The 26,213-nt window shown below is 38.1% G+C and carries 32 protein-coding genes and 1 pseudogene; 23 read left to right on the top strand and 10 right to left on the bottom strand.

What is annotated here, in order from left to right:
- Positions 1-33: 33 nt before the first annotated feature.
- Positions 34-267 carry a hypothetical protein gene (locus Q360_RS0107175; protein ID WP_027076482.1) on the top strand — a complete coding sequence of 78 codons (234 nt, stop codon included), beginning with the start codon at positions 34-36 and terminating at the stop codon, positions 265-267.
- A gap of 31 nt (positions 268-298) precedes the next feature.
- On the opposite strand, the gene Q360_RS0107170 is transcribed toward Q360_RS0107175, so the two are convergent.
- The 6 genes from Q360_RS0107170 to Q360_RS0107140 form a co-directional block, all read right to left on the bottom strand.
- Positions 299-1,624 carry a DUF3570 domain-containing protein gene (locus tag Q360_RS0107170; RefSeq protein WP_036195391.1) on the bottom strand — a complete coding sequence of 442 codons (1,326 nt, stop codon included), beginning with the start codon at positions 1,622-1,624 and terminating at the stop codon, positions 299-301.
- A gap of 71 nt (positions 1,625-1,695) precedes the next feature.
- Positions 1,696-1,908, bottom strand: a complete 213-nt coding sequence (locus Q360_RS0107165; RefSeq protein WP_027076480.1) for a DUF4266 domain-containing protein — start codon at positions 1,906-1,908, stop codon at positions 1,696-1,698.
- Positions 1,905-2,888, bottom strand: a complete 984-nt coding sequence (locus tag Q360_RS0107160) for an FAD:protein FMN transferase (RefSeq protein ID WP_027076479.1) — start codon at positions 2,886-2,888, stop codon at positions 1,905-1,907. The genes Q360_RS0107165 and Q360_RS0107160 overlap by 4 nt, the downstream gene beginning before the upstream one ends.
- Positions 2,888-3,274: a thioredoxin family protein gene (locus Q360_RS0107155; RefSeq protein ID WP_245603209.1), complete on the bottom strand. Its 387-nt coding sequence runs from the start codon at positions 3,272-3,274 to the stop codon at positions 2,888-2,890. Before Q360_RS0107155 ends, Q360_RS0107160 begins: the two co-directional genes overlap by 1 nt.
- A 668-nt stretch (positions 3,275-3,942) precedes the next feature.
- Positions 3,943-4,134: a hypothetical protein gene (locus tag Q360_RS0107145; RefSeq protein ID WP_027076477.1), complete on the bottom strand. Its 192-nt coding sequence runs from the start codon at positions 4,132-4,134 to the stop codon at positions 3,943-3,945.
- Between the two features lie 94 nt (positions 4,135-4,228).
- Positions 4,229-4,966 carry a sulfite exporter TauE/SafE family protein gene (locus Q360_RS0107140; protein ID WP_084273386.1) on the bottom strand — a complete coding sequence of 246 codons (738 nt, stop codon included), beginning with the start codon at positions 4,964-4,966 and terminating at the stop codon, positions 4,229-4,231.
- Positions 4,967-5,059: 93 nt separating this feature from the next.
- Here Q360_RS0107140 and Q360_RS0107135 point away from each other — a divergent pair, with 93 nt between their 5' ends.
- The 5 genes from Q360_RS0107135 to Q360_RS0107115 all read left to right on the top strand — a co-directional run bounded on the left by Q360_RS0107135 (position 5,060) and on the right by Q360_RS0107115 (position 9,584).
- On the top strand, positions 5,060-6,868 hold the full coding sequence (locus Q360_RS0107135; protein ID WP_036195388.1) for a sodium:solute symporter family protein: 1,809 nt from the start codon (positions 5,060-5,062) through the stop codon (positions 6,866-6,868).
- Positions 6,869-6,958: 90 nt separating this feature from the next.
- Positions 6,959-8,044, top strand: a complete 1,086-nt coding sequence (locus Q360_RS0107130) for an acyltransferase family protein (protein ID WP_027076474.1) — start codon at positions 6,959-6,961, stop codon at positions 8,042-8,044.
- Between the two features lie 2 nt (positions 8,045-8,046).
- Positions 8,047-8,613, top strand: coding sequence for a hypothetical protein (locus tag Q360_RS0107125; protein WP_027076473.1), 567 nt, complete (start codon positions 8,047-8,049; stop codon positions 8,611-8,613).
- Positions 8,614-8,634: 21 nt separating this feature from the next.
- Positions 8,635-9,243, top strand: coding sequence for a hypothetical protein (locus Q360_RS0107120; protein ID WP_027076472.1), 609 nt, complete (start codon positions 8,635-8,637; stop codon positions 9,241-9,243).
- Entirely contained in the window at positions 9,216-9,584 is a 369-nt protein-coding gene (locus tag Q360_RS0107115; RefSeq protein ID WP_027076471.1) for a DUF2237 family protein, read from the top strand. Before Q360_RS0107120 ends, Q360_RS0107115 begins: the two co-directional genes overlap by 28 nt.
- A 9-nt stretch (positions 9,585-9,593) precedes the next feature.
- On the opposite strand, the gene Q360_RS22675 is transcribed toward Q360_RS0107115, so the two are convergent.
- A complete protein-coding gene (locus tag Q360_RS22675) occupies positions 9,594-10,349 on the bottom strand; it encodes an alpha/beta hydrolase (protein WP_211251586.1) in 756 nt (251 codons plus the stop codon).
- A 201-nt stretch (positions 10,350-10,550) separates the two neighbouring features.
- Between Q360_RS22675 and Q360_RS0107105 the strand changes: the two genes are divergently transcribed.
- The 6 genes and pseudogenes from Q360_RS0107105 (at position 10,551) to Q360_RS0107085 (ending at position 15,662) form a co-directional block, all read left to right on the top strand.
- Entirely contained in the window at positions 10,551-11,207 is a 657-nt protein-coding gene (locus tag Q360_RS0107105; RefSeq protein ID WP_051554616.1) for an alpha/beta hydrolase-fold protein, read from the top strand.
- Positions 11,208-11,337: 130 nt separating this feature from the next.
- Positions 11,338-12,252: pseudogene (locus tag Q360_RS22670) on the top strand (ATP-grasp domain-containing protein); the annotation flags it as partial.
- Between the two features lie 222 nt (positions 12,253-12,474).
- Positions 12,475-12,624 carry a hypothetical protein gene (locus Q360_RS27110; protein WP_316931505.1) on the top strand — a complete coding sequence of 50 codons (150 nt, stop codon included), beginning with the start codon at positions 12,475-12,477 and terminating at the stop codon, positions 12,622-12,624.
- A gap of 2 nt (positions 12,625-12,626) precedes the next feature.
- Complete coding sequence (locus tag Q360_RS22665; RefSeq protein WP_316931504.1) at positions 12,627-13,571, top strand: carboxylate-amine ligase; 945 nt, start codon at positions 12,627-12,629, stop codon at positions 13,569-13,571.
- A gap of 61 nt (positions 13,572-13,632) precedes the next feature.
- Positions 13,633-14,469, top strand: coding sequence for a type 1 glutamine amidotransferase (locus Q360_RS0107090; protein ID WP_027076469.1), 837 nt, complete (start codon positions 13,633-13,635; stop codon positions 14,467-14,469).
- Positions 14,466-15,662, top strand: coding sequence for a hypothetical protein (locus tag Q360_RS0107085; RefSeq protein WP_027076468.1), 1,197 nt, complete (start codon positions 14,466-14,468; stop codon positions 15,660-15,662). Before Q360_RS0107090 ends, Q360_RS0107085 begins: the two co-directional genes overlap by 4 nt.
- A gap of 177 nt (positions 15,663-15,839) precedes the next feature.
- Here Q360_RS0107085 and Q360_RS0107080 read toward each other — a convergent pair whose 3' ends face one another.
- Positions 15,840-16,430: a riboflavin synthase gene (locus Q360_RS0107080; RefSeq protein ID WP_027076467.1), complete on the bottom strand. Its 591-nt coding sequence runs from the start codon at positions 16,428-16,430 to the stop codon at positions 15,840-15,842.
- A gap of 60 nt (positions 16,431-16,490) precedes the next feature.
- On the opposite strand from Q360_RS0107080, the gene pdxA reads away from it, so the two are divergent.
- The 11 genes from pdxA (at position 16,491) to Q360_RS27390 (ending at position 24,498) form a co-directional block, all read left to right on the top strand.
- Positions 16,491-17,537, top strand: a complete 1,047-nt coding sequence (gene pdxA, locus Q360_RS0107075; RefSeq protein WP_027076466.1) for a 4-hydroxythreonine-4-phosphate dehydrogenase PdxA — start codon at positions 16,491-16,493, stop codon at positions 17,535-17,537.
- 124 nt (positions 17,538-17,661) lie between these two features.
- Positions 17,662-18,192, top strand: coding sequence for a YceD family protein (locus Q360_RS0107070; protein ID WP_027076465.1), 531 nt, complete (start codon positions 17,662-17,664; stop codon positions 18,190-18,192).
- Positions 18,193-18,201: 9 nt separating this feature from the next.
- Entirely contained in the window at positions 18,202-18,399 is a 198-nt protein-coding gene (gene rpmF, locus Q360_RS0107065; protein WP_027076464.1) for a 50S ribosomal protein L32, read from the top strand.
- Between the two features lie 235 nt (positions 18,400-18,634).
- Positions 18,635-19,627 (top strand): beta-ketoacyl-ACP synthase III, encoded by a 993-nt coding sequence (locus Q360_RS0107060; protein WP_027076463.1) that lies wholly within the window; start codon positions 18,635-18,637, stop codon positions 19,625-19,627.
- Between the two features lie 34 nt (positions 19,628-19,661).
- Positions 19,662-20,147, top strand: a complete 486-nt coding sequence (accB, locus tag Q360_RS0107055; protein WP_027076462.1) for an acetyl-CoA carboxylase biotin carboxyl carrier protein — start codon at positions 19,662-19,664, stop codon at positions 20,145-20,147.
- A 92-nt stretch (positions 20,148-20,239) separates the two neighbouring features.
- Positions 20,240-21,592, top strand: coding sequence for an acetyl-CoA carboxylase biotin carboxylase subunit (gene accC / locus Q360_RS0107050; RefSeq protein WP_027076461.1), 1,353 nt, complete (start codon positions 20,240-20,242; stop codon positions 21,590-21,592).
- 160 nt (positions 21,593-21,752) lie between these two features.
- Positions 21,753-22,868, top strand: a complete 1,116-nt coding sequence (locus Q360_RS0107045; protein ID WP_027076460.1) for an NAD(P)/FAD-dependent oxidoreductase — start codon at positions 21,753-21,755, stop codon at positions 22,866-22,868.
- 164 nt (positions 22,869-23,032) lie between these two features.
- A complete protein-coding gene (locus Q360_RS0107040) occupies positions 23,033-23,656 on the top strand; it encodes a hypothetical protein (protein ID WP_027076459.1) in 624 nt (207 codons plus the stop codon).
- Positions 23,646-24,116 carry a GreA/GreB family elongation factor gene (locus Q360_RS26110; protein WP_036195381.1) on the top strand — a complete coding sequence of 157 codons (471 nt, stop codon included), beginning with the start codon at positions 23,646-23,648 and terminating at the stop codon, positions 24,114-24,116. Before Q360_RS0107040 ends, Q360_RS26110 begins: the two co-directional genes overlap by 11 nt.
- 100 nt (positions 24,117-24,216) lie before the next feature.
- Positions 24,217-24,357 carry a hypothetical protein gene (locus tag Q360_RS25680; protein WP_156950039.1) on the top strand — a complete coding sequence of 47 codons (141 nt, stop codon included), beginning with the start codon at positions 24,217-24,219 and terminating at the stop codon, positions 24,355-24,357.
- Between the two features lie 12 nt (positions 24,358-24,369).
- Positions 24,370-24,498 carry a SnoaL-like domain-containing protein gene (locus Q360_RS27390; RefSeq protein WP_394331941.1) on the top strand — a complete coding sequence of 43 codons (129 nt, stop codon included), beginning with the start codon at positions 24,370-24,372 and terminating at the stop codon, positions 24,496-24,498.
- A gap of 77 nt (positions 24,499-24,575) precedes the next feature.
- On the opposite strand, the gene arfB is transcribed toward Q360_RS27390, so the two are convergent.
- Positions 24,576-24,980, bottom strand: coding sequence for an alternative ribosome rescue aminoacyl-tRNA hydrolase ArfB (arfB, locus tag Q360_RS0107025; protein WP_027076457.1), 405 nt, complete (start codon positions 24,978-24,980; stop codon positions 24,576-24,578).
- A gap of 241 nt (positions 24,981-25,221) precedes the next feature.
- Positions 25,222-26,196 carry an ABC transporter ATP-binding protein gene (locus Q360_RS0107020; RefSeq protein ID WP_027076456.1) on the bottom strand — a complete coding sequence of 325 codons (975 nt, stop codon included), beginning with the start codon at positions 26,194-26,196 and terminating at the stop codon, positions 25,222-25,224.
- Positions 26,197-26,213: the final 17 nt, after the last annotated feature.

Genomic DNA, 26,213 nt, shown 5'->3' with positions numbered 1-26,213 from the left:
TTTGTTTTTTCCTTGTCTTGAAAATAAAAATTTATGAAAAATGCAGCTATGTTTTGGGTAGGCTCAACCACTTTAGTATTAGTGACCGTTACGATTACGGTTGCTATGAATTTCCCTTTTAATTGGGTGTTTTATTTAACGCTTATTGGGCAGGTTATGATTGTTTTGATGGTATACCGGGTGCTTACAGACAACTATAAAACAGAGAAAACTTTCGCGGATTTTTACGAGGACCATCCAATTGGAAGAGAGGAACGATTTAGGTAATGCCGCTCATCTGAATGTGGGTAGTTGCTGATCAATATACCTCAAAACTGAAACCGGCAGTTATAATGCTTGACGTAAAAGCCGTATCCCTGTCGTACTTATAAAACTTTAAATCTATCCGTTTTAAGCCAAATTTCCAGAGATGGGCCTTGGTAAAAATATCGGTATAAGAAACCCCTAACCCAAGCTGGTTGGCCTTATATTCGGAAAGGTCGTAGTCGGAGGTATAAAATTGTTCGGTAGAAATGGCTGTTTCAAAAGGGCGAAAATAATCTGTTGCTGTTTGCTGGTAATATCGGTAAGAGGGATAGACGGTAAAGTTATCGGACAGTTTTATAGGCAATTCAAAATTTGCTGTATGTGAGCTAATACCCCAATTGTCCGAATAGTACCGATAAAAAGTACGAAGGACAACTATTTCGTTTAAAAACCAATTTAGTTTACCACCGACCGCAATTTTAAATCGACTATCGGGAAGTTGTTCTACGGCATCTGCTAATTGAAAGTTTTCAATGAAAGAATCAGTTACATCCGCAAAATACACTCGTTGAAAAGGAGTGGAAAGCAATCCTTGCTGTTGTATAAAACTTAGAGACAATGAGCCTTGAACCTTTTTATGTAGAATTTGGGAAAACCCAAGACTTAGGGTATAGGAATTTCTATTTTCATTTTCAAAAGGGATAAACTGCGGATCGTAATTCGTGTTTCCAGTTATCGTATTGTCTAAAAAGAATCCGTTTGCTAATCCATTTCCAGTTGGTTCAAAAGGTCTTAGCTCAACGGGATAAATAGCGTTCCAAGTATCTAAATAAGCGCTCCCACGAATACTTAGCTCTGTATTTTTTTTATTAAATAATTTTGAATAGGCACCTCCAAAACCAACAGAAAAATAATCGTACTCTGCTGCTACGGATAGGTTTGCCGACCAAATTTGGTTTCTATCCTCAGAAGTATGGCTATAGGATGCTGTAAAATTTGCCCAAGTATCTGCGCTGGATGCTCCAGAACTAGCTACAAAAGGGTCAGCGTTTCCGTTACCGTCAAATGGTCCAACATTACTTGAAGAAGCTGAGGTGTATGCAGATACGCCTGCATCAATCGTAAGTACATCATCATCGTTTAGAGGAATGGATACGATTATGGTGCCTGTGGCATCGGTTAGTTCTTCTGTCCCCAAACCGCCGCTTACTGCTGCATTATTGCCATCTTGAGTATAGTAACTGGTTAAAAAATCAAACTCTATGGTTTCAAGTACACGCTTTTTATAGCGCTGTACACTATCGTTTTTCTGTTGTGAAAACGCTAGGAATGAGGTCAGTAGTACGATAGAAAATAAGATTTTTTTAAATCTATTCATAGGTAATATAGGAAAGCCCCTTTTGTTTGTAACGATTTCATATGCAATGGTTTTGTTTAAAAAAACACCACTTAATTACAACCACAACCGCCCCCAGTTTTTCCTCCATTTGCACCTGCTGCTGCTTCTCTATATGAATGCATAGTAGTGAGGTTACGGTCACACGGCTGCTCCGAGAGTAACATATCTGGGTCGTGTATGGCCACTTTTTCATATTCCTTTACTACGATACAACTACCAAGGCTGCAGGTAAGCAAAACCATTAAAACTAGTGTTCGTGTCATAAGGTATTTATTTTGATGTTTTTTGATTTAAAGACGGTTCCCTCTTCGTCAATTAATATACATTCCACATTGGGCAGTTGGTTTATACGATCTAATCCTATGTCCTTGCCCATAACAAAAACTGATGTTGCCAAGGCATCTGCAAGTTCTGCTTTTGGGGCAAAAACCGTAACACTTAAAATACCTGTTGATGGGTATCCTGTTCTTGGGTCAATGATGTGGGAATATCTTTTTCCGCTAAAAACGACATATTTTTCATAGTTACCAGAAGTCACTACCGCTTTGTTTACCACGGGGAGCAAACCAAATCCTTTGTTCTTGTCCATAGGATTGGTAAGGGCTACTTTCCATTCGCTGCCATCGGGTTGTTTGCCCCACGCATTCATGTCACCGGATGCGTTTATAATCCCCGAGGAAACTCCTTGTTCTAGTAACAAAGCTTTGGCCCTGTCAGCTGCATATCCTTTGCCTACAGCGCCAAATCCAATTTTCATGCCCGAGCGTTTTAGAAAAACACTGGTATCCGTATTATTAAGAATAATATTCTGAAAACCTACGTTAGATACAGATTCCTGAATTGCCTTTTCGCTCGGCATTTTTTTCATACTGCTGTCAAACTTCCATATCCGATCCATGGACGCGTAGGAGATATCAAATGCGCCATCTGTAAGTGTTGAAATTTTTAAACAACGATTTATTAAATCATAAAGCTCCTGCGAAACCTTTACTGGCTTTTCGCCAGCTGCTGCATTAATTTCAGAAGTTTCGGAATTTGAATCCCAGGAGGAAATTAATTTTTCTATTCTAGAAATCTCAGCAACTGCCATCGCTATATGCTTGTCACCCGCAATGGCATTTTCGGCCACAACAGTAAACTCAAACCGACTACCCATCAACTTTACAATTTGTTTGTAAGGGTGTTGTGCCGCTCCAATAAAGTTCGAACTAACGAATATGAAGAAGAGTATGTTTTTCAAAATTAGTTTAAATAGGAATCGAGTTCTTTTATGTATGCTTCAGGTACAAGTCGCTTATAACCGGTCTGTCCCAGTTCCTTCCCATCTTCATTTAAAAGCACAACTAAGGGGAATATGCCTTTTTGGTTATACTCTTCGGCTAGTATTTTATTGGCCGTAGTCTGTTCTTTGGAAAGTTCGTTTATCTTTTTTCTTGGAAAGTCTGCTTGTAGCATTACATAGTTTTTAGCAGCATACTTTTGAAACACGGGAGTACTCCAAACCTCTCGGTCTAATTTTATACACGGAGCACACCAGTCAGAGCCCTGAAAAACTAGTATAATTGGTGTTTGGGTTTTTTTTGATTTGCTTTTTGCAATTTCAAAAGAGGTTTCCCAATCTTGCGACATCCCGCTTAAACAAAATAAGCAGAAAAATATAAGGAAGGTAAGGTGTCTATACATTTCTAGTTTTTAAAAGGGTTTTTATGACACTACTATCTAAAGGTAAACCATCATTTTGGGTATAAATTGTTTTAACTGTAGTAAAACTTGTTCTGGTCAACAGTGTAAGTACTAGTCAAGCTTAAGAGAAAACCTCTAAGGAGATTATGAGACCCAATTAAAAAGCTGAGGCTATTTTAATTCAATTATCGCATAGGACCAGTAAAACATAGGGTAATGAGTGTATTAGGAGGCACAAATGCGGAAGTTGGCATATCCTGTATTCTTTAAAATGGATGTGGGTGCAACAGCTAATAAAAGATTGGATGACCGGAAACATTCTTCGTTAAAGTTTATGATGATAACCAATACCATTGAATACGATAGGAACCAACCTGTTTGGTTAGCACTATTTAGGCCCTATACAAAATACTACAAATGAAACTATGGGTTTTCAAATTTTAAAGACTTCCTATACCTACGGAAATAGCCTTAGCTTTTTAATCGTATATGGCAACGAGAATAATAATATTTACAAATTATGTGAGGGCTAGGATTTGGAAAAAAACATTAAGATATTGGGGTACAAATAATAACACAGGTATTATTCCAGATTAAATCAGTTGCAGCGATACTTACTTTCCTGAAGCAGACGTATTGGCCAAATTACTATTTAAATCCTCTAAAGATCGCGTTAAGATTGCATTGACTTCATTTTGAATTTCGTTGTAATGTTCCATGTAGAGAAAACAAACTATTAGAAAACCTAAAACTGCCAGAATATCTACGAACATCTTTGGTTCTATCGTAATTTCTTTAAGTGTCATAAGGCTCTAAACTTTAGATTGTCAAATGGAAAGGTAGGCTGAAAATTCTATATTAACAAATATTTAAGAAATATGCGCAATCTCTGTTTGTGTCTTATTGAAACATAATCAATAATGCCCCTAAGGCCGTAAGCACTAAAATCATCTTACGGAAGAACGCTTCTTGAATTAATGATATGATTTTTATACCCACCAAAAAGCCGATAATTATTCCTGGTAAAAGTTTCACATTCAGGAGTAATGTTTCTTTAGAAATGGTCTCCCAAACAAAAATATGAAAGGGCAGTTTTATAATATTTACGATTAAAAATAACCACGCTGCAGTGCCTATAAAGTGATTTTTAGGTAGTCGCATCGCTAAAAAATAGATATTGGAAAATGCGCCAGCTAAATTCCCTACCATGGTCGTTATTCCTGCAACAACACCAATAGCACTAGAAAATGACCAATGCTTTGGTACGGTTTTAATTTTCTTCCTATCCCACCAGTACATCATAAAAACAGTAATGAGGATAATGATTGCCATGCCTATTTTAAACAAGGATTCCGGAAGGTCCTTGCCGATATAAACACCAATGAGAACGCCAATTATCATCCAGGGCAGTAATTTGAAAACATACGTCCATTGGGTGTGTCTGTTGTAATAAATAACGGCAAAAATATCAGCAAGAATAAGTAAAGGCACAACCATTCCAGTAGACTCTTTGGCACCAAAAGCCAGCGCCATAAAGGTGACGTTTATGACTGCAACACCTTTAATACCAGCTTTAGACAGCCCTATTACGAAAGCGGCAGCACTAGCAAGAATCCAAGAAGATAGCGTAATTTCCATAGTCATTAGTGTGAGCCTAAAAGCTATTGAGCGAACAAAACACAAAAGTATCTTAAATAATTTTATCTTTAGAGCCTAACCAACTTCCGAATTATGGAATTAAGCACGCTCGACTATAGTTTTATCATTATTTTTTTCTCGATTGTTTTAGGAATTGGAATTTACGTTTCTAAAAAATCGGGGTCTAGTTCTTCGGAATTCTTTCTTTCTGGAAGAACCATGCCCTGGTGGTTGCTTGGCCTTTCCATGGTGGCGACTACATTTTCAACGGACACCCCTAATTTGGTCACCGACTTGGTTCGAACAACTGGGGTATCTGGAAACTGGAGTTGGTGGTGTATGTTGTTAACTGGAATGTTGACAGTATTTATATATGCAAAGCTTTGGCGTAAATCCAATGTTAAAACAGACTTAGAGTTTTATGAACTACGTTATGGAGGAAAGCCTGCTCGTTTTTTAAGAAAGTTTAGAGCAGTTTATTTAGGTGTGATTTTTAATGTAATTACCATGTCTGCGGTTAATTTGGCTGCCATAAAAATTGGAGGTATTATGTTAGGGTTAGAGCCCTGGCAAACTATCGTTGGAGCTGGTTTAATTACTGTAGTATTTAGTGCTCTAGGCGGATTTAAAGGTGTCGTCTACACCGACTTTCTTCTTTTTTTCGTGGCCATGGCAGGTGCTATAGGTGCAGCATATTATTTGGTAAATATTCCGGAAGTTGGAGGAATAGAAGCTATGATGGCTAACGAATTAGTTCAATCAAAAATGAATATTTTACCTGATTTTGGTGATACGGAAATGGTTATTACATTACTTGTTATTCCTTTGGCTGTGCAATGGTGGAGTTCTTGGTATCCTGGTGGAGAGCCGGGTGGTGGTGGTTATATTGCCCAACGTATGTTAGCAGCAAAAGATGAAAACCACGCCATTGGAGCAACTTTCTTTTTTAACATTATGCATTATGCATTGCGTCCTTGGCCATGGATTTTAGTAGCTTTAGCTTCCTTAGTAGTTTATCCAGACATTGCAAGTATTTCAGAGGCATTTCCAAATGTCCCATCGGACAAATTGGGTCATGATTTAGCATATTCGGCTATGTTAACTAAATTACCAAGTGGTCTTTTGGGTGTGGTTTTAGCCTCGTTAGTGGCTGCCTATATGAGTACTATTTCCACGCAGTTAAATTGGGGATCTTCTTATTTAGTGTTTGATTTTTACAAGCAACAAGTAAATCCTGACGCTACTGAAAAACAAATGGTGGCTGTTGGCAGATTATCAACTATTGTACTTATGGTACTAAGTGCTGTTTTAGCCTTGGCTATGCAAAATGCAGAACAAATCTTTAAATTGTTAATACTTTTTGGAGCAGGAACAGGGCTTATATTTATTCTACGTTGGTTTTGGTGGCGTATTAATGCTTGGACCGAAATCTCGGCGATGTTTGCATCAGGGATTTTATCAATACTCATTCAAGCTACTTCACTTGGGGCATTCTTGTTTGGAACTGATACAGGTGTTTTTCCAGAATGGGGAGAAGTACCTTTTGTAATGATAGTCACTACCGTAATTTGGTTAATTGCGACTTTTGTTACAAAACCAGAATCAAAAGACGTTTTGCGTTCTTTTTATCAAAAAATTCAACCAGGTGGTCCAGGATGGCAGAAAGTGGTTAACGATGCCAAAGAAGATAGTGTTGTGATAGATAAAGGTGAAAAATGGAGTGTTCCTTCAGGAATTACAGCAATGCTCTTAAGTGTTGTTTTAGTTTACTCTATGATGTTCGCTACTGGATATTGGATTTATGGAGAAAGTACCTTAGCACTGATTTTAACAGGAGTCTCAGCACTTGCAGCCTTCTTGCTTATAAAGGCATGGAATCGTATGAAAGACAACTTGTTATAATACTTGAACGGACCATTACACATTTTGGCACAAGTCTAATTGTTGAAGGACGAAGGCCAGCTGTGCAAATAAACAATAAAAGCTAAACCAATGAAAGACAGAATTCTCTCGGTAGATATTTTTAGAGGAGCAACTATTATTCTGATGGTATTGGTAAATACACCTGGAACATGGTCTAGCGTATACGCCCCGTTTTTGCATGCAGATTGGCATGGCTATACACCAACGGATTTAGTGTTTCCCTTCTTTTTGTTTATAGTAGGAACATCTATCGCATTCTCCTATAAAAACAAAACAATAGATTCAGGCATCTATAAAAAAATCACAATTAGAACGTTAAAGTTGATTGGCCTTGGGCTCTTTCTTGGAGCCTTTTTAATCAGTTTTCCGTTCTTTAAAGATTTCTCCGATATTCGTTTCCCAGGTGTTTTGCAACGTATTGGTGTGGTTTTCTTTTTTACCGCCATTTTATTTGTCAATTTTAAGTGGAGGACACTTCTTGCTATAACCATATCCTTACTGATTGGGTATTGGCTTTTGATGACGCTAGTGCCCGTTAACGGATTGGAGTCTACTTTGGATAGGGCACCTAATAATTTAGCCAATTGGTTGGATGTACAAGTTTTTGGAACCCACAATTATAAAACAGATTACGACCCAGAGGGCTTGTTGAGTACCGTTCCGTCAATAGCCAGTGCGCTATTAGGGGTTTTTACGGGATTGATATTAACCTCTAAGCAAACTAAAAAAGCAACTATTTTAATGGGTATTGGAGGCGGTCTTTTAATTATTGGACATCTTTGGGACTTGGTTTTTCCTATTAACAAAGCCTTATGGACCAGTAGTTTTGTTTTGGTCACCGCAGGATGGGCTAATTTGGTCTTGGCTCTTGTTTATTACCTCACCGATGTGAAGAAAATTAAGTTTGGAAGTATATTCAGATATGCCGGTGCTAATGCGATTGTTGTCTACTTCTTATCTAGTTTTATTGCGAAAATCATGGGCCAGATAAAAGTGGGTGACACTACATTGCACAATTGGCTTTTTCAATATATATATGTTCATGATTTTGTTTCTATGCAACTGTCATCCTTGTTGTATGCGCTATCTGTTGTTGCTTTTTATTGCTTCTTGGCATATTTCTTGTACCAAAGAAAGATATTCCTTAAGGTATAAAAATGATTAAGGCTACTACTTTATTTTTTGGACTATTTCTCTTTGTAATTTTATTTGGTTCATCTTATGGTACTGCTCAAGATGATTTTCAAGAGGGCCATATTGTTACTAATTCTAATGACACGCTATACGGTAAAACTAGGGATAGCGACACGAAGGGGTTCGATTTAGGACGCTATGAAAAGATTCGATTTAAAGAAAAAAGTCGAAAAAAGCGTTTTGCCTCAAGCGATATTCAATCGTATAAAATTGGCGACACGCAGTACAATGGTTTTTTTAGTGGAAGCAAAAAAATATTCTATAGGGTTGGTTCAGAAGGGTATCTGAACCACTATATAATGGAAATTCAAAAGCAAGGCGAATCCCTAGTGCAAGATATAGATTTTGTTCAAAAGGGAAAGAGCACTCGTTTTATAAGAGCTAGTCAAGGTGTTTTCGGAATTAAAAAAAAGAGACTTGCACACTTATTAAATGATTGCCCAGGACTTTCTCAAAAATTTCTAAATAGAGAGTTTCGCTATGTATTTCAAATAGTTGATTTTTACAATACCTGCAAAATAGACCTCTAAAGGCCATTAAGAAACGTTACTATGGGAAATAAGTATTTTGGTATTACATGCATCTTACTTTTATTCTATTCAATACCGATACTCGCCCAGAAGCACTTTGAAGAGGGTTTTATTGTATTGAATAACGGAGATACGATTACGGGGTTAATTAAAGACCGAAAACCGGATCCTTTTGGGAAAATATATAAAAAAATTAGACATAAAGGAAAAGGTAAATCGAGGTACGGCCCACATGAAATACTAGCATACAAAAAGGGCGAAATGTTTTTTGAAAGCATTGGTTTAGCTAGTAAAATTGGTTTTTTAAATCAAGATTATAATATAAGCTCAAATGAGAAAGAAAGGGTATTTATAAGGGTAATAAACCAAGGGTATGTAAATCATTATGTATTAGAATTTCAAGACGCAGATTCTGGATACTATGATCATTTCTCCTATTTCAAAAAAAGAAATGGTACCGAGTTGGTGCGCACTACCCAAGGTATTTTTGGATTAAGAAAAAAACGCCTAGCTGTTTTTTTTAGTGATTGTCCTATTTTAGCTGTTAAAATTAGAAACAAGGAATTAAAAAGCGCTCATGAAGTCGCTACTTTTTATAACGAATGGAAAAGAAATCAAAAAACGTTTTAGGAACAGATTTATGTCCGTGTTGTTTTGAACCCAAAACAGGCTTTTACAGGGACGGATTTTGTAAAACGGGAGAAGAGGATTATGGTACTCATGTGGTCTGCGCGATTATGACTAATGAATTTTTGGAATACACTAAATCCAAAGGAAATGACCTCTCAACTCCAATACCACAATGGAGTTTCCCTGGATTAAAAGAAGGAGATAAATGGTGCCTTTGCATTATGCGCTGGCTAGCGGCAGTTAAAGTTGAAAAAGCACCCAAAATAGTCTTGGAGGCTACGCATAAAAAAGCACTAGAGTATACTACCTTGGAAGTTTTGAAAAATCATGAAATAGAATAGGTGTTTCCACTAGTGTTTAAATGCCCATTTTAAAAAAGCAGAAAAGGCATTTCCCCAAGTTGGCAAATCATGTTTACCGCCATCAATTTCTAGATATGTAATGTCCCCAGGATAGGAATATCCCTTCCCTTTTAATTCTTTAATAACATCCATAGTGTCATCTATAGCGTCAATAACGCCGTTATGATTTCGGTCGGCTGTTTCATCTGCAGTCCCACATTGAAACCAAAATTTTTGACCGGTAACATAACCCCTGTTTTTAATAAGGTCTAAAACGATGCGGCTCCTATCCATCTTATCCCCTTTTACATATTCCTTTTTTCGCCACCAAAATGAGCCACTGAAAACACCTACTTTATTAAAGTGGGTGGGATGGTTGTACATAATGTCAAAAGCGGAGACTCCTCCTAAAGACATTCCGCAAAACACCCAGTCCGCTGGTTTTTTGGAGAGTCTGAATGCCGACTTTAAAAAAGGAATAAATTCTTCAATGATGAATTTGGAATAGTTAGCCGCTTTGTTACCTCGGTTTTTAAAATCTGGTGTGCTGCTGGTGCCGTATTCGCAAATTCTATTATCATTACAGGATATTCCAACGTAACAAAAAGGTTTTATACAGGTATTTGTGAAGGCTTCGACCAGTGTTTTTTCCAACTTTATAGCCTGATAATCTTGACCATCGTTCATTAATAGTACAGGAAACGAAGCTTTACTTTTTCTATAGTTGCCAGGAGCTACAAATCGAAACCCCACATTTCTATTCAAGTTTTCTGAAAAAAAAAGACCTTTTGCACTTATAAAATCTATATATTAAATTAAGCGAGTGTAAGTATAACGAATAGTAAAAAATAAAATTTGTTGTGTTAAAAATAAAATTACTTTTGCGCCCCTAAATAGTTGACTGTTAATCCTTTTGGATAAATTGAACATATTCCTTATTACTCCAATACACTAGGCCGCAACATAATGGTAGAGGTTATTGGACATTGGGGGCATCCCATTTTAATGTTCCCTTCTTCCGGCGGACAATATACGCAGAATACAGATTTTGAATTGAACGCCTCCGTCATGCACTTGATGGAAGAAGGCAAGGTTAAACTCTACAATGTAGAAACGATAGATATGTTGTCTTTCTATGACGACAATATGGATTTGGAAGCCAAAACCCATAATTACGAATTGTATATGAAATTTGTAAAGGACGAATTCATTCCGCATGTTCAAAAAGAATGTAATGTACACAGGATAGGAGTGGCCGCAGTTAGTTTTGGAGGTTTCCATGCGGCTAACGTGGCTTTTCGTTTTCCAGATTTGGTTTCTCATTTAATAGCGATGAGCGCTGTGTTTAGCATTAGAAATATGACTCCGTATTCAGAGGACATCCGTATTTATTTCAATTGTCCGGCTGAGTATATGGAGAATGAGGAACCTTGGAAATATAATCACATGCAGATTGTTTTGGGTACCTCGGATTGGGATATTTGCTTGGATAAAAACAAACACATGTCGGGTATTTTGAATAGAAAAGAAATAACGCATTGGTACGATGAGAAAAAATGGCAAGATCACGAATGGCCTTTATGGAAAATGATGTTCCCAGAATATCTAGGAAAGTACTTTTAAGGTAGTTTGCTCTTGTATGCAGTAATCAAGCAAAACTAAATATTTATAAAAACAAAAAAGAGATTCCTGTTTTTGCAGGAATGCTAAAAATCAAAGTAATTATGAAAAAAAAGTAGGTATATTATTTGGGATGGAAGACACTTTCCCATGGGCATTTATAGACAAGGTAAACGAAATGGGCAAATGCGAAATTATCGCTGAAGCCGTCCAAATCGATAAATTACAACAGGGTATTGATTATGGATACCACGTAATCATTGATTGTATTTCGCAGAGTGTTCCCTTTTATCGCGCGTATTTAAAAAACGCATCCTTGATGGGGTCTGCAGTAATCAACAATCCTTTTTGGTGGAGTGCCGACGAAAAATTTTTTAATAACTGCTTGGCTATGGAATTAGGAGTTCCTGTCTCCAAGACTGTATTGTTGCCGTCGAAAGAGCGACCAGACGACACCTTAGAGACCTCTTTTAGAAATTTAAAAGCGCCTTTGGTTTGGGAGTATATGTTTGATTACATCGGGTTTCCAGCGTACATGAAACCTCATGATGGTGGTGGATGGAAAAATGTATACAAAGTAGAGAATGCAGAAAAGCTTTTTGAATGTTTGGAAGAAACCGGACAGTTGGTCATGTTATTACAGGAAGAAATTGAGTTTGAAGACAACTACAGAGTGTACTGTTTGGGTCAAAAATAGGTTCATATTATGCCGTATGAGCCACGGAACGAATTTCATGCACGTTATGCTACAAAACCAAAGACTACAGGTGCGGAGCATACAAAATTGATGAAGACCATTACCGATTATACTTTGAAACTAAACAAAACATTTGGGTATGATTTTAATACGGTAGAGTTCGCTATTCGTAATGGTATTCCTTATGCTATTGATTTTTGTAATCCAGCTTCAGATGCGGATATTAATTCCGTTGGGCAAGAGAATTTTGATTGGATTGTGGAACATTCCGCCAAACTTGCTATTGAAAAAGCAAAGGCCCATAAACCAAAAAAGAATGTAACTTCTTGGGGTTCGTATGTAAGGGATGCTTCCACTCCGGTAACGCCTGTAGTCAAAAAAAGTTCATTAAAAACGGCTGCTCAAGCAAAGAAAACTGTTATTAAAAAAGCGATTACACCAGAGACGAAATCGGCCGCAGCTAAAAAGACTAATACAAAACCAAAAACAGCCGTCAAAAAAACGCCAGCAAAAGTGAAGTCTGCTTCAAAAAAAACAAAATAATTTAGATATATCTTTAAAAGCAAAAGAGAGATGCACAAATTCACACTGGGAATAGAGGAAGAATTTCAGATTCTGGATAGCGATAGCTTAAAGCTTCATTCCCAAATGTCAAAAATCATTGATGGTGGAAAAGTTTTTTTACAGGAGCGTATTAAGAAGAGACGCACCAGTCCATGGTAGAAATGGGCACTAATATTTGCGAGAATATTAGTCAGGCTAGGGATGAGGTTTCTTATTTAAGACAGCAGATTTTTGAATTGGCCGCAAAGGAAGGCTTGGAGGTTGCCGCATCAGGAACCCACCCTTATTCCCATTGGAGTGTGCAATTGATTACTCCAAATCCAAGATACGATCAGCTAATCCATGAGATGAAAGATGTTGCCCGTTCCAACCTCATTTTTGGAATGCACGTGCATGTTGCTATTCCAAGTAGGGAAGAGGGCTTGCAGATTATGAACGTAGCCCGCTACTTTTTACCACATTTATATGCTCTGTCTAACAACTCGCCATTTTGGGAAGGTAGGGATACAGAGTTCAAATCGTTCCGATCCAAGATTTTTGATAAATTCCCTAGGACTGGAATTCTACCTTATTTTGTCAGTGTTCCGCAGTACGATGATTTTGTAAATCTTTTGGTGAAGACAAATTGTATAGATAATGGTAAAAAAATTTGGTGGGATATTCGTTTGCATACATTTTATCCAACGGTAGAGTTTAGGGTTTGTGATATGATTATGACGGTTGATGAGGTCATGTGCGTTGCAGCCCTAATGCAGTGCATCATTGCTAAATTGAGCAAATTGCATCAAAAAAATCAAAGTTTTAGGTCGTATAGACGTATTTTAATTAATGAAAATAAATGGCGTGCGGCTCGCTGGGGCGTAGATGCTAAACTTATAGATTTTGGACGGCAGGAAGAAGTGGCCTTTCCTGTGTTGATTAACGAACTGTTGGAATTTATTGATGATGTTGTGGACGAACTCGGTTGCCGTACCGAAGTAAACTATGTATATCAGATGCTGGAACAAGGTTCTGGAGCAGATAGGCAGTTAAAGGTCTATGAAGACTCCAATGACCTTAAGAAAGTGATGGAATATGTAGTGGGCCAGACAAAAAAAGGATTGTAATACTGACCTTGGTTTAAACGTAAACCAATTTTTTCACGTTAGCTATAGAGACAAATAATTGATGAATATAAAATATAAAATTGCTGTTCTAGACATGAATGCTGGGCACGCTAATGAAGGCATGCGCTGTATTACTATGCTGGTAGAACAGTTTTTAGATCAGAAGACGATTAAAGGTAGTTACGATATTTTTGATGTTCGTGTCAAAAACCAAATACCCAAAATTAAAGACTATGATATGTTTATATCGTCTGGTGGTCCTGGAACACCATTAATTGTAGGCGAGCCATGGGAGAATGCCTATTTTAATTTCTTGGATGCCGTATTGCTGCACAATCTTTTTAAACCCAGTAAAAAGCATCTTTTTCTTATTTGTCATTCTTTTCAATTGGCATGTTTGCATTGGGATTTAGCTAGGGTAACAAAACGCAGGTCTACTTCCTTTGGGGTTTTACCTATGTATAAAACGAAAAGTGGCGAGCACGAGGTGTTGTTCCAAGATTTGGACGACCCTTTTTACGCTGTAGATTCGAGGGATTATCAAGTGGTGGGTCCCAAGGAGTGGAAATTTGACTCTTTAGACGGAAAGGTGTTGTGTATTGAGAAGAACAGGCCAAACGTAGCCTTAGAGCGCGCTGTGATGGCTATTCGTTTTTCCAATGAAATATTTGGCACCCAGTTTCATCCAGAGGCAGATGCCGAGGGGATGACACGCTATTTTGAACGCGAGGATAAAAAGGCTGTCGTAATCAAAAAACATGGACCAAGGAAATATAAAAACATGTTGGAACATCTTAATGATGATGATAAGATTATGAAAACAAATGCTGTTATTATCCCTAGGTTTCTAAAATTAGCGGCAGAAGCTATTCAGCAAGAAAAATCACAGTTGGTATGATATCAAAAATCAGGGAACAGTTCAATGTAGGATTTAAACAGGAGTATTACGAAAACCTGAAAAAGGAAATCGTGGATACTTATGGCGAAGGAACGGCCTTCCGCTTGTCGGAAACACCGATATTTATCAGTAAGCAAGTAAAGGAAGAAATTTTTGATGCCTGTAAGAGCATCATATACCAATTGGGGCAATTTGATTTCGATAAAATCCGTAATCAGTTCGTTACCAAGGAAATACAATCGCCATCCAACATAGGAAAACCGCACTTTTTGGCCATCGATTTTGGACTTTGTGAAGATGGCAGTGGTGGTATTACCCCGCAATTAATAGAGTTACAGGCGTTCCCAACCCTATTTTTTTATCAGCCCTTTTTAGGCAAAGCATTTTTGAATAACTATCCGGCCATGCCTAAAGAGGGATTTCGTTATTTCTTTAGTGACTTGGATGAAGTACAGTACATAAAGGAAGTGCGAGATGTTATTATTGCCGATGAAAAGCCTGAAAATGTTATTTTAATGGAGTTATATCCAGAAAAACAAAAAACACGAATTGATTTTTGGGCAACAAAAAAAGCCTTGGGTATCGAAGTGGTTTGTATGACTAAAATCAGCAAAGAGGGTAAAAAGTTATTCTATGTTAAGGACGGAGTCAAAACCCAAATCAACAGAATATACAACCGGGTAATTTTCGATGAAATTGAGCGTACAAAGGATTTAAAAACCGAATTTAACTTAAATGATGACGTAGATGTGAAGTGGGTGACCCATCCGGATTGGTTCTTTATGATATCTAAATGCGTCATGCCTAAACTGAAGCATAAGAACATTCCCAACTCTTTTTATTTGAATGATTTTCCTTTGGATACTAATCTAAAAAACTATGTAGTAAAGCCACTATTTTCCTTTGCAGGCTTGGGAGTTGATTTAGACCCAACCAAAGAAAAAATAGCTGGTATTGCGGATAAGGAAAATTATATCCTTCAAGAAAAAGTAACCTACGCATCTGCGATAAAAACGAAATCAGAAAAAAATTCCAAAGGCGAAATACGTATTCTTTACGTCTGGGACGAGAAGAAAAATCGCCTAAAACCGGTAACAAACTTAGGACGTATGAGCAAAGGCGATTTGATTAATGTTTCTCATAATACGGAAGAGACTTGGATAGGCTCCTCTATTGGTTTTTTTGAGGATTAGCTTACCTTGTTAGACCCTTTGGAAGAGAGTCCTAATCTTATCTACTTGACCGAAAGGGGTGCACGATAATTTGTCGCATCCAAGGTTCTCTAATGCGCTCGATATGATAAGACGATTAAAATGACTCTTTAGGGTTGCTTGCCTTTTGTAAAAATCATTTTGTCCAACGTCTAACGTCTAACGTCTAACGTCCATTAATTTTGCTACATACTTCCCAATCACGTCAAACTCCAGATTTACGATAGTTCCCTTTTTGTAGGAATTGAATCTGGTGTTTTCATACGTATAGGGTATAATGGCCACCTGAAAGGTGTTTGCGCCAGAATTCACTACGGTAAGACTTGTTCCATCAATTGTAACAGATCCTTTTTCTATAGTGGGGTTCCCATTTGCTACGTCATATTCAAAGGAAAAAAACCAACTTCCATCTTTTTCTTCTACTTTAGTGCAAACCCCTGTTTGGTCTACATGACCTTGCACAATATGACCATCTAATCTGGAGCCTAAAATCATGGCTCGTTCTAAATTTACGGTATTGCCTACTCGCAACTCGGTAAGATTGGTCTTTTGAAGGGTTTCGGCGATGGCGGTAACGGTGTAGGTATCATCTTTCAATGATACAACAGTCAAACAAACACCATTATGCGCTACGCTTTGGTCAATTTTTAATTCTGAAGCAAGGCTAGAGTGCATAGTAATGTTAAGATTGCTGGCGTTGGAATCTAAACCAACAACTTCTCCTAAGGTTTCAATTATACCTGTAAACATGTATCGTTTTTATTAAGTAGTTTTGTGAACTGGTTTTGGATTGTAAAGGTAAAGATTATCATGGAGGAAAATAGGAAAATTAGGTTGGGGATTTCCATAGGAGATTTGAATGGGATTGGCTGTGAGGTTGCGCTAAAAACATTTGAAGATAGTAGAATGTTAGATTTCTGTACCCCGATATTTTTTGCATCGAATAAGACCATCTCCCATCAAATGAAGGTTTTGGACATGAACATTATATTTAATGGTGTCCCCGACGCTTCAAAAGCTATAGACGGCAAAGTAAATATTGTGAATGTTTGGAAAGAAATTCCCAATATTCAGTTTGGAGAGGCAACCGAGGAAGCGGGCAGCTTTGCAATACAATCATTAAAAGCCGCTGTTTCGGCATTAAAAGAAGGGGTAATAGATGTATTAGTTACGGCACCTATTAATAAGAATAATATTCAGTCAGAAGAATTTAAGTTTCCTGGCCATACTGATTATTTGGCGCAGGAGTTAGAGGGAGACAGTCTTATGTTTATGGTAACCGACGATTTAAAAGTTGGGCTGCTTACGGATCATGTTGCGGTGAAGGATGTAGCCGCTGCGATTATCCCAAGACTTATTCGTGATAAGGTAAATACCATCGAAAAATCATTAAAGATGGATTTTGGCATCCGCAGACCTAGGATTGCGCTTTTGGGTATAAATCCACATAGTGGTGATAATGGTGTAATTGGAAAAGAGGATGATGAAGTGTTGAAGCCAGTTATTAAGGAAATGGCCAATAATGGTCATTTAGTATATGGACCCTATTCTGCAGATAGTTTTTTTGGATCCGATGGGTATAAGAAATTTGATGCAATTTTGGCAGCGTACCATGATCAAGGGTTAATTCCTTTTAAGACCTTGTCTTTTGGTAAAGGCGTTAATTTTACCGCTGGTTTGGACAAGGTAAGAACGTCCCCAGACCATGGCACGGCCTATGAAATAGCAGGGCAGGGTAAAGCGGACCCTAGTTCTTTTAAAGAAGCAGTATTTACTGGCATACATATTTTTAAGAGTAGAATGGAGTATCGTGGGCTTACAGAAAATGTTCTAAAAAAGCAGCGAATGAATCGCTAACAGTGTAGTTTTTTAGCCTAAAAGTTATAAAGATAAATAGTTCATAACTATTGGCAATTGTCAAAATAATAGTATCTTTGCGTCCGCCTTTTAAGGCATATATTTATAATTTAAGTTGTACACAATGAAGCAAAAGGAGTATAATATTCCTTTCTCTGGATTGAAACAAGGAAAGCACAACTTTAATTTTGAAATTGATAATACGTTCTTTGATTCTTTTGAATACGATGATTTTAACGATTGCAAAATCAATGTAGGGGTGCTTTTAAATAAGACATCTACGATGATGGAGCTTGATTTTGACGCTTCTGGAACCGTAAATGTAAATTGTGACATTACAAGTGAACCTTACGACCAACCTATAGTTTCAGAGTTGAGGATAATCGCTAAATTTGGAGATGAATATAACGATGAGGATGGTGAAATCGTTATCCTGCCCCACGGTGAGCACGAGTTGAATGTTGCGCAGTTTATTTATGAAATGTCGGTATTGGCAGTGCCTCAGAAAAGAGTACATCCAGGCATTGAGGACGGTACTTTAAAATCGGAAGTATTAGAGAAGTTGCAAGAGCTTCAGCCAAAGGAAAAAGAAGAGAATACATCAGAAAACGACCCACGATGGGACGAATTGAAAAAACTATTAACGGATAAATAAAGTTTTATAATGGCACATCCTAAAAGAAAAATTTCCAGAACTAGGAGAGATAAGAGAAGAACTCATTACAAAGCGGTTGCCCCAACTTTGGCTACCGACTCCACAACAGGAGAAATGCACCTGTACCACAGAGCACACTGGCATGAAGGTAAGCTCTATTATAGAGGTCAAGTTCTTGTTGACAAGACAGAAGAGGTAGAAGCGTAAAACGCTTACTACAAAACGGATAACTCCCACCTTTAATAAAGGTAGGGAGTTTTTTTTCGTTTTATAGTATTGCTAAAGGTCGGAGATTGTAATGCGCACGTTTGCTTAATCTTATTTCCACCTACAGTATTTTTTTAAAAACCGACGTGTTATATGTCAAAAGTCACCGAAAAACCTTAATTTTCACAAATTTTGACGTGTTTTTGAACGGTTTTTATACAAAAGCAATTAAAATATGACCAAAATAACAGCAGCTATTACCGCTGTAGGTGGATATGTTCCCCAATTTGTCCTCACCAATAAAATGCTTGAGGACATGGTAGACACTAATGATGAGTGGATTACCAGTAGAACAGGAATAAAGGAAAGAAGAGTCCTTAAAAAGGAAGAGGGAGAAGGCACTTCTTATTTAGCCATTAAAGCGGCCAATGACCTTATCGAAAAACGGAATTTAGATCCTACTGAAATAGACTTGGTTATTGTAGCAACCGCCACGCCAGACAGCACGGTGGCATCTACTGCCGCCTTTGTAGCTTCAGAAATTGGCGCAAAAAATGCCTTCGCTTATGATTTGTTGGCTGCTTGTTCTAGTTTCCTTTTTGGAATGTCAACCGTAGCTTCCTACATAGAAAGTGGTCGCTATAAAAAAGTATTGTTAATTGGCGCGGACAAAATGTCCTCGATTTTGGATTATACAGACCGTACTACGTGTATTATTTTTGGTGATGGTGCTGGCGCTGCACTTTTTGAGCCGAATACAGAAGGATTGGGTTTGCAGGACGAATATTTACGCGCAGACGGCTCAGGAAGGCAGTTTTTGGGTATGGAAGGTGGGGGCTCTATTATGCCCGCTACGGTAGAATCCGTAAACAATAAAAAGCACTATATATTTCAGGAGGGTAAAACGGTATTTAAATTTGCTGTGTCCAATATGGCACAAGCTGCAGAACGCATAATGGAGCAGAACAATTTAATCAGTTCTGATGTGACTTGGTTGGTGCCACACCAAGCCAATAAGCGAATTATAGATGCTACGGCAAACAGAATGGGCGTGGACCACTCTAGAGTAATGATGAACATTCAGCGTTACGGGAACACAACTTCTGGAACCTTACCTTTATTGTTGTATGATTACGAAAAGCAACTAAAAAAAGGAGATAACCTTGTATTTGCTGCTTTTGGCGGGGGATTTACATGGGGCTCTATTTATTTAAAATGGGCCTACTAATATATTAAACGACCATCTAAACATATTTTACATTATGGATATTAAAGAAATACAAAGCCTGATTAAGTTCGTAGCCAAATCTGGCGCAAGTGAAGTAAAGCTAGAAACAGATGATATTAAGATAACTATTCGTACCGGAAGTCTTAGTTCTAACGAGCCCACTTACGTGCAGTCAATGCCTATGCCACAAGCACCCATGATGCATGGAACTGTTCCGTTAGAAACGCCGGCTGCAGCTGCTGTTCCTGCGAGTGAAACAGATGCTAATGACGATGCTAAATATATTATGATTAAGTCTCCTATTATTGGAACATTTTATAGAAAATCGGCACCGGATAAACCGTTGTTTGTTGAGGTCGGCGATACGATTTCAACTGGTGATGTGTTATGTGTAATCGAAGCTATGAAATTATTTAACGATATAGAATCTGAAGTTTCCGGGAAAATCGTTAAGGTATTGGTAGATGATTCTTCACCAGTAGAATTTGACCAGCCTTTATTCTTGGTAGACCCATCATAATTTTAAGTTTAGAAGTTTTACAGTTTATGGTTGAGCCCTAAGGCCTTTAAACCAATGAACGTCGAAACCATAAACTCTTAAACTAAAATACTATGTTTAAAAAAATACTTATAGCTAATAGAGGAGAAATTGCACTACGTGTTATACGAACCTGCAAGGAAATGGGCATCAAGACCGTTGCGGTATATTCCAAGGCAGATGAAGAAAGCCTGCATGTACGTTTTGCAGATGAGGCCGTTTGTATTGGCCCCGCAGCAAGTAGCGAATCCTACCTTAAAATACCTAATATTATAGCTGCTGCTGAGATTACCAATGCAGACGCCATACATCCAGGATATGGATTCTTATCCGAAAATTCCAAGTTCTCAAGAATATGCGCCGAGCACGAGATTAAATTCATTGGTGCTTCTGGCGACCAAATCGATCGGATGGGAGATAAAGCTACGGCTAAAATTACAATGAAAAAAGCTGGCGTTCCTTGTGTTCCTGGCTCCGAAGGTTTGTTGAAAGATGTTGCAGATGCTATAAAAATTGCTAAGAAAATGGGCTACCCTGTAATGATAAAAGCTACCGCGGGTGGAGGTGGAAAAGGAATGCGTGCTGTTTGGAAGGAAGAGGAGATGCGGGAGCTTTTTGAAAGTGCGGTGCAGGAAGCAACTGCGGCTTTCGGAAACGGAGGCATGTATATGGAAAAGCTTATCGAAGAGCCAAGGCATATAGAGATTCAAGTTGTGGGCGACCAATATGGAAAAGCCTGTCACCTATCTGAGCGGGATTGTTCAATACAAAGAAGGCATCAAAAATTGACCGAGGAAACGCCTTCCCCTTTTATGACGGATAAGCTTCGAGAAGCCATGGGAGATGCCGCTGTAAAAGCTGCAGAATTCATACAATACGAAGGTGCAGGTACCGTAGAGTTTTTGGTAGACAAGCACCGGAAGTTCTATTTTATGGAAATGAATACTCGTATTCAGGTAGAGCACCCTATCACCGAACAGGTTATAGATTATGACTTGATTAGGGAACAGATTTTAGTGGCAGCAGGAGTACCAATTTCGGGCAAGAACTACTATCCCAAACTCCATTCAATTGAATGTAGAATCAACGCCGAGGACCCGTATAATAACTTTAGACCTTCGCCAGGAAGAATAACCACTTTGCATACGCCTGGAGGCCATGGAATACGTATGGACACTCATGTGTATAGCGGGTATAGCATTCCGCCAAACTATGATTCCATGATTGCTAAGTTAATTACTACTGCGCAGACACGCGAAGAGGCCATTAACAAGATGAAACGTGCTTTGGACGAATTTGTAATCGAGGGAATAAAAACTACGATACCTTTCCATAGGCAACTGATGGACCATCCAGATTATTTGGCTGGAAATTACACCACAGCCTTCATGAATGATTTTGTGATGGATTCAGAACCAAAGGAATAATATAAACCTCCGGCTTTATAGTCGGAGGTTTTTTATGTTCTAACTGAGCAAAGGGAAAAATTTGGTTTTGAACGGCAACTCTTGTAGAGCATCGAAAAGGACAAATAAGGTTACTTCTACCATCCTTAAATCGTTTAGGACAGTATCTATACCATTAACTATGAATTTAAGCTACTGGGAATATAAAACTTGGCTTTCCAACATCGATTTTACGGTAGTTGGCAGCGGTATTGTAGGGCTTAATTGCGCCCTGCAACTGAAAAAAAAGCATCCCAAGGCTAAAATAGTAGTATTAGAAAAAGGGCTTATGCCTCAAGGCGCCAGCACCAAAAACGCTGGTTTCGCTTGCTTTGGAAGCATTTCTGAAATACTATCTGATTTAAAAACCCATTCACAGGAAGAAGTGCTGAAATTGGTGCAAAACCGATGGGATGGCATAAATACTTTACGAGAAATTTTAGGAGACTCTATATTAGATTTACAGTTGCATGGAGGTCACGAGCTTTTTTTGAACGCCGATAAAGCCTTGTATGAGAAATGTATTTCAGAGCTCGACATCGCGAACGAACTATTATATCCTGTTTTTGGTTCCGATGCTTTTAAACTTTCACAGAATAGTTTTAAGTTCAAGGGTATTGAGCAAAACTATATTTCTCATGGTTTTGAAGGGCAAATAGATACTGGAAAGATGATGCAGGGCCTTTTGAAAAAGGTACAATCTGAAGGAATTACGATTTTAAACGGAGTTACGGTAAAATCCTTTCAAGATAATCCGGATGTTGTAGCCATAGAAACTAATGCCTTTTCGTTTTCTTCCAAAAAGCTATGTATTGCCGTTAATGGATTTTCGAGTGACCTTATAAGGGAAAAAGTAAAGCCTGCAAGGGCACAGGTAATTATTACGAAACCGATTAAGAACCTTGCTATTAAAGGCACTTTCCATGTGCAGGAAGGATATTATTATTTTAGAAATATCGATAATAGAATTTTGTTGGGCGGTGGACGAAATCTTGATTTTGAATCGGAGGAAACTATCGAGTTCGGGACTACCAAACTAGTTCAGAACAAACTAGCCGATTTGCTAAAAGAGGTTATTTTATCGGATACTCCTTTTGAAATAGATTATGCATGGAGTGGAGTCATGGGGGTAGGCAAGCAAAAGAAGCCAATAGTTAAACTATTATCCAATAATGTGGCTTGCGGTGTTCGCTTGGGAGGTATGGGTATTGCAATTGGAACTTCTGTAGGAAGGCAGTTGGCCGTTACTTTTGAATAGGCACAACGTTAATTTTTTAAAAATAGTCCAATAGAATTGTATACAATCAAATATTATTTTTATATTGATGTCCCCACAGAATCTTCACCTTAGATAATTTAGCACACGCTTAACCTTGCTTTTGTAGTCCGCTACAAGATGGTATACACATAGCTGAACACTATATGAAAAAAGGTTTTGAAAAGTATAAGGCATATGCTTTATTAGGTTTATTGTTGTCCGCTGTTCTTGGGTGCTCAATTACTCAAACCTCTTATCAGCGAGAATATAATAAAATTTGGAGGGAAATGGTAAAATCCGAGGCGTGGCAGAAATCGTTGGAAAAGCAAGCTCAGAAACAGGAACTGTATGCTAGTGCGGATAATGAAATGGTAGTGGTCGATGAACCGCTTGCTATTAAGGGTAATAGGTTATTTGAAAAAGACTATCAGTCCTTGGTTTCAAGGGCTTACTTTAAGATAATTACAGAGGCAGAAAAGGCAGATGTACGTATATCTTCTGAGTACAAAATGCTAGAAGAGCAGGAGAAAAGCACTGTATCTGGTTTAGATAAGCAGTTTAAAAAGAGAAAGGAAATGGTTTCCAAAAAGTACAAGGCGCATAAGGCGATGCTGGGTGGACTCAAATCCTGGAATATTTTTAGCGAGAATAAATCTGGAGATTTGGATTATTTTAAAGCTGAAAACCGAGATGCGGTTTCTAATATGAAAACACATGGAGAAACCAACGCGCAAATAGTCAACTTCCTAATTTACAAAATGGCCGATCTTTATCATCTTGAGGAATAACGACCAACTTCGCGAGCTTAAAGAAGCTGCCTTTAAACATTGCCAGACATTTGTAACTGAACGGCTAGGTCGTTTAAACAGCCAAGCCAAAGAAATTTCTGACGCTCTCACTTCCGAAACCAAAAGTAGTGCAGGTGACAAGCATGAAACGGGTAGAGCCATGCTACAATTGGAACGGGAAAAGCTAGGCATCCAACTTGCCGATGCGGAAATAATACAAGCCTTATTACATAAAGTACCCGCAAATGTTACTTCTGCTAGTGTTGGCTTGGGCACCATGGTAAAGACCACTACAAGTACATATTTTATCGCAATATCCGCAGGAGAATGTGCCTATGAGAATCAGAAGGTGTTTTGTATTTCTCCAGCTACCCCAATTGGAAAGTTAGTGATGGGTAAGCAGATAGGTGATAGTTTTACTTTTCAATCCAAAGAAAATAAATTACTTATAATCATTTGATTATCATGTATTTAACTTAGGTTCGATACCTTTTTTGTACCTTTTAACAATCGAAACAATACATAACATCATGACAACAGAAGAAGTAACTTAAAAATTAGTGCGACTTTGTAAGGATAGGAGGAATCCAGAAGCTTACAATATGTACGCCGATGATGCAGTAAGTATGGAAATGGACGGCTGGGTAGGTAGCGTACAGATTGTCAAATGTAAATCGAATATTTTAGAAGGTTTTAACTAGTGGCAAAGTGTTATTCAAGTAATGCACGGTGGTAGTGCGGGAAATCCTGTGGTGGCCGGAAATCATTTTGTAGTTCCTCTGACAAGTGGTGTGACTTTTAAGCAGAGAGGGCGTGTACAAATGGACGAATTATGTGTGTAGGAAGTAGCGAACGGGCAAATTAAAAAAGCACAGTTCTTTTACTAAGTGTCTCCGCAGTAGGGCTTTAATTCTATACTTTACTCCAGACTGGGTTTGCTTCGATTCTCCTTTTTAAGTGCGTCCTTCTTTTTAGACTTCAACCTTTTTTCTACGTAGGACCTAGACGGTTTAGAGGGTCTCCTTTTTTTAGGTATAACGAGTGCTTGTTCAATTAGTTTGAGCAAACGCTTAATAACTATGGATTTGTTTGTATGCTGACTTCTTGATTCATCACACTGCAATAGTAGCCAACTGTTTTTCGATATTTTCGACTTGAGTTTTAAAAGAAGTCGGCTTTTTTCTCTTTCTGTAAGCCCTTTGGATGTAATAATATCAAAAGTCACCTCTACTTTGGAAGACACCTTATTTGCGTGTTGACCGCCGGGTCCGCTGCTACGAATAGCCTTAAATTGAAATTCCGATAAAATTGCCTCACGATTCAAAACACTAATTTGAGTAAAAATAACGAAAGTAAATATAATGGGTTATCTGACTAGCCTATGAATAGTGGTAATATTAGTGGTGTAAATACGATCAAGGTTAGTACTAATTATTTTTTTGATGGTATAAAAATCCAGATTAGAACCCTTGCAAGATATAAGTAGCTACGTATTGTGCAAAGGCTAATATTTTTAATGAACCGCTTCTAAAATCAGTAAAGAAGATACCATTGTATGGTACTAGTTACCCTATTCTTTGGTTAATGGTTTCTAAGGAGATGTTTAGGTATACCTTCTTACCAAACTCCAGCGCTGTTGGGTGATGAAAAAGCACTAAGTCTCCATCGGATAGTGCTCCTCTAGTTAGGTAGTAACTTCCCATTGGATAATTTTCTTTTACCGTAATTGGTAATCCTGAGGAATTTGAAACCTTGAGTTCATGCGCATACACGATAATCGTCTGGTCCGAATGGGCGTAGGATTTCAATTGGGACATGGGGATGCTATTCGCCTCGCCAAACAATGACGCTATATACAGATTTCTGGGATTGGTATAGAGTTCCATAGGATGTCCTTCTGCAGTTTTACCGGTATCTCGTAGTACTATCATTCGATCCATAAATGGAAGTACATCGTTATGGTCATGGGTAGCCACGATACAGGTAATCTTATTGTCTTTGGCGTATTTAAAGATGTTTCTACGAAGACTATTTTTAAGAAAGTTGTCGATATGCCCAAATGGTTCATCCAAGAGTAATACTTCTGGCTTCTGTGCCAATACCCTGGCCAAGGCCACACGCTGTTGTTGTCCGCCACTTAGTGTCTTTACTTTTTTGTTGGCAAAGTCAGTTAGCGCTATCATTTCAAGCAGCTCCTGTGTCCGTGCCTGTAGTTCTTTGGGATAAAAAACAGAGAGATACTGAGCTATATTTTCTCTGACAGTAATAAATGGCATCAAATCAAAATCTTGGGATAAATATTTCATGAACGGCGCTCCTGGAACTAAATGATACGCAGGCCCCAGAACAGCTTCATCTTTCCAGAAAACAGCACCCTGTTTTAAGTCTAGTAGTCCGTAAATAATTTTGAGCAAAGTGCTTTTTCCACAGCCGCTTTCTCCTATCAGGGCTATATGTTCCCCTTGCTGTACGGTAAGGTTAATATTTTCCAAGACAAGACCTTTATCATAGGCATAAGAAACATTTTCTACTTTAAGCATAGTCGTAATTTGGATAC

Origin of the sequence: Maribacter antarcticus DSM 21422 (genome assembly GCF_000621125.1) — a bacterium.
Classification (GTDB): Bacteria; Bacteroidota; Bacteroidia; order Flavobacteriales; family Flavobacteriaceae; genus Maribacter; species Maribacter antarcticus.
Note: the sequence above shows the minus strand (reverse complement) of the source record. Positions and strands in the feature narration are given on the sequence as shown.

Bases quoted from the DNA above. Each gene is read 5' to 3' on its own strand.
- Q360_RS0107040 (WP_027076459.1), top strand. From the start codon at position 23,033: ATGAAAAAAGGTTTTGAAAAGTATAAGGCATATGCTTTATTAGGTTTA.
- Q360_RS0107105 (WP_051554616.1), top strand. From the start codon at position 10,551: ATGGTAGAGGTTATTGGACATTGGGGGCATCCCATTTTAATGTTCCCT.
- Q360_RS0107175 (WP_027076482.1), top strand. From the start codon at position 34: ATGAAAAATGCAGCTATGTTTTGGGTAGGCTCAACCACTTTAGTATTA.
- accC (WP_027076461.1), top strand. From the start codon at position 20,240: ATGTTTAAAAAAATACTTATAGCTAATAGAGGAGAAATTGCACTACGT.
- Q360_RS0107045 (WP_027076460.1), top strand. From the start codon at position 21,753: ATGAATTTAAGCTACTGGGAATATAAAACTTGGCTTTCCAACATCGAT.
- Q360_RS0107125 (WP_027076473.1), top strand. From the start codon at position 8,047: ATGATTAAGGCTACTACTTTATTTTTTGGACTATTTCTCTTTGTAATT.
- pdxA (WP_027076466.1), top strand. From the start codon at position 16,491: ATGGAGGAAAATAGGAAAATTAGGTTGGGGATTTCCATAGGAGATTTG.
- Q360_RS0107070 (WP_027076465.1), top strand. From the start codon at position 17,662: ATGAAGCAAAAGGAGTATAATATTCCTTTCTCTGGATTGAAACAAGGA.
- Q360_RS0107140 (WP_084273386.1), bottom strand. From the start codon at position 4,966: ATGGAAATTACGCTATCTTCTTGGATTCTTGCTAGTGCTGCCGCTTTC.
- accB (WP_027076462.1), top strand. From the start codon at position 19,662: ATGGATATTAAAGAAATACAAAGCCTGATTAAGTTCGTAGCCAAATCT.
- Q360_RS0107165 (WP_027076480.1), bottom strand. From the start codon at position 1,908: ATGACACGAACACTAGTTTTAATGGTTTTGCTTACCTGCAGCCTTGGT.
- Q360_RS27110 (WP_316931505.1), top strand. From the start codon at position 12,475: ATGCACAAATTCACACTGGGAATAGAGGAAGAATTTCAGATTCTGGAT.
- Q360_RS0107090 (WP_027076469.1), top strand. From the start codon at position 13,633: ATGAATATAAAATATAAAATTGCTGTTCTAGACATGAATGCTGGGCAC.
- Q360_RS0107060 (WP_027076463.1), top strand. From the start codon at position 18,635: ATGACCAAAATAACAGCAGCTATTACCGCTGTAGGTGGATATGTTCCC.
- Q360_RS0107145 (WP_027076477.1), bottom strand. From the start codon at position 4,134: ATGACACTTAAAGAAATTACGATAGAACCAAAGATGTTCGTAGATATT.
- Q360_RS0107130 (WP_027076474.1), top strand. From the start codon at position 6,959: ATGAAAGACAGAATTCTCTCGGTAGATATTTTTAGAGGAGCAACTATT.
- Q360_RS0107155 (WP_245603209.1), bottom strand. From the start codon at position 3,274: ATGTCGCAAGATTGGGAAACCTCTTTTGAAATTGCAAAAAGCAAATCA.
- Q360_RS22665 (WP_316931504.1), top strand. From the start codon at position 12,627: ATGGGCACTAATATTTGCGAGAATATTAGTCAGGCTAGGGATGAGGTT.
- Q360_RS0107135 (WP_036195388.1), top strand. From the start codon at position 5,060: ATGGAATTAAGCACGCTCGACTATAGTTTTATCATTATTTTTTTCTCG.
- Q360_RS0107120 (WP_027076472.1), top strand. From the start codon at position 8,635: ATGGGAAATAAGTATTTTGGTATTACATGCATCTTACTTTTATTCTAT.
- Q360_RS0107080 (WP_027076467.1), bottom strand. From the start codon at position 16,430: ATGTTTACAGGTATAATTGAAACCTTAGGAGAAGTTGTTGGTTTAGAT.
- Q360_RS0107020 (WP_027076456.1), bottom strand. From the start codon at position 26,196: ATGCTTAAAGTAGAAAATGTTTCTTATGCCTATGATAAAGGTCTTGTC.
- Q360_RS0107085 (WP_027076468.1), top strand. From the start codon at position 14,466: ATGATATCAAAAATCAGGGAACAGTTCAATGTAGGATTTAAACAGGAG.
- rpmF (WP_027076464.1), top strand. From the start codon at position 18,202: ATGGCACATCCTAAAAGAAAAATTTCCAGAACTAGGAGAGATAAGAGA.
- Q360_RS0107115 (WP_027076471.1), top strand. From the start codon at position 9,216: ATGGAAAAGAAATCAAAAAACGTTTTAGGAACAGATTTATGTCCGTGT.
- Q360_RS0107170 (WP_036195391.1), bottom strand. From the start codon at position 1,624: ATGAATAGATTTAAAAAAATCTTATTTTCTATCGTACTACTGACCTCA.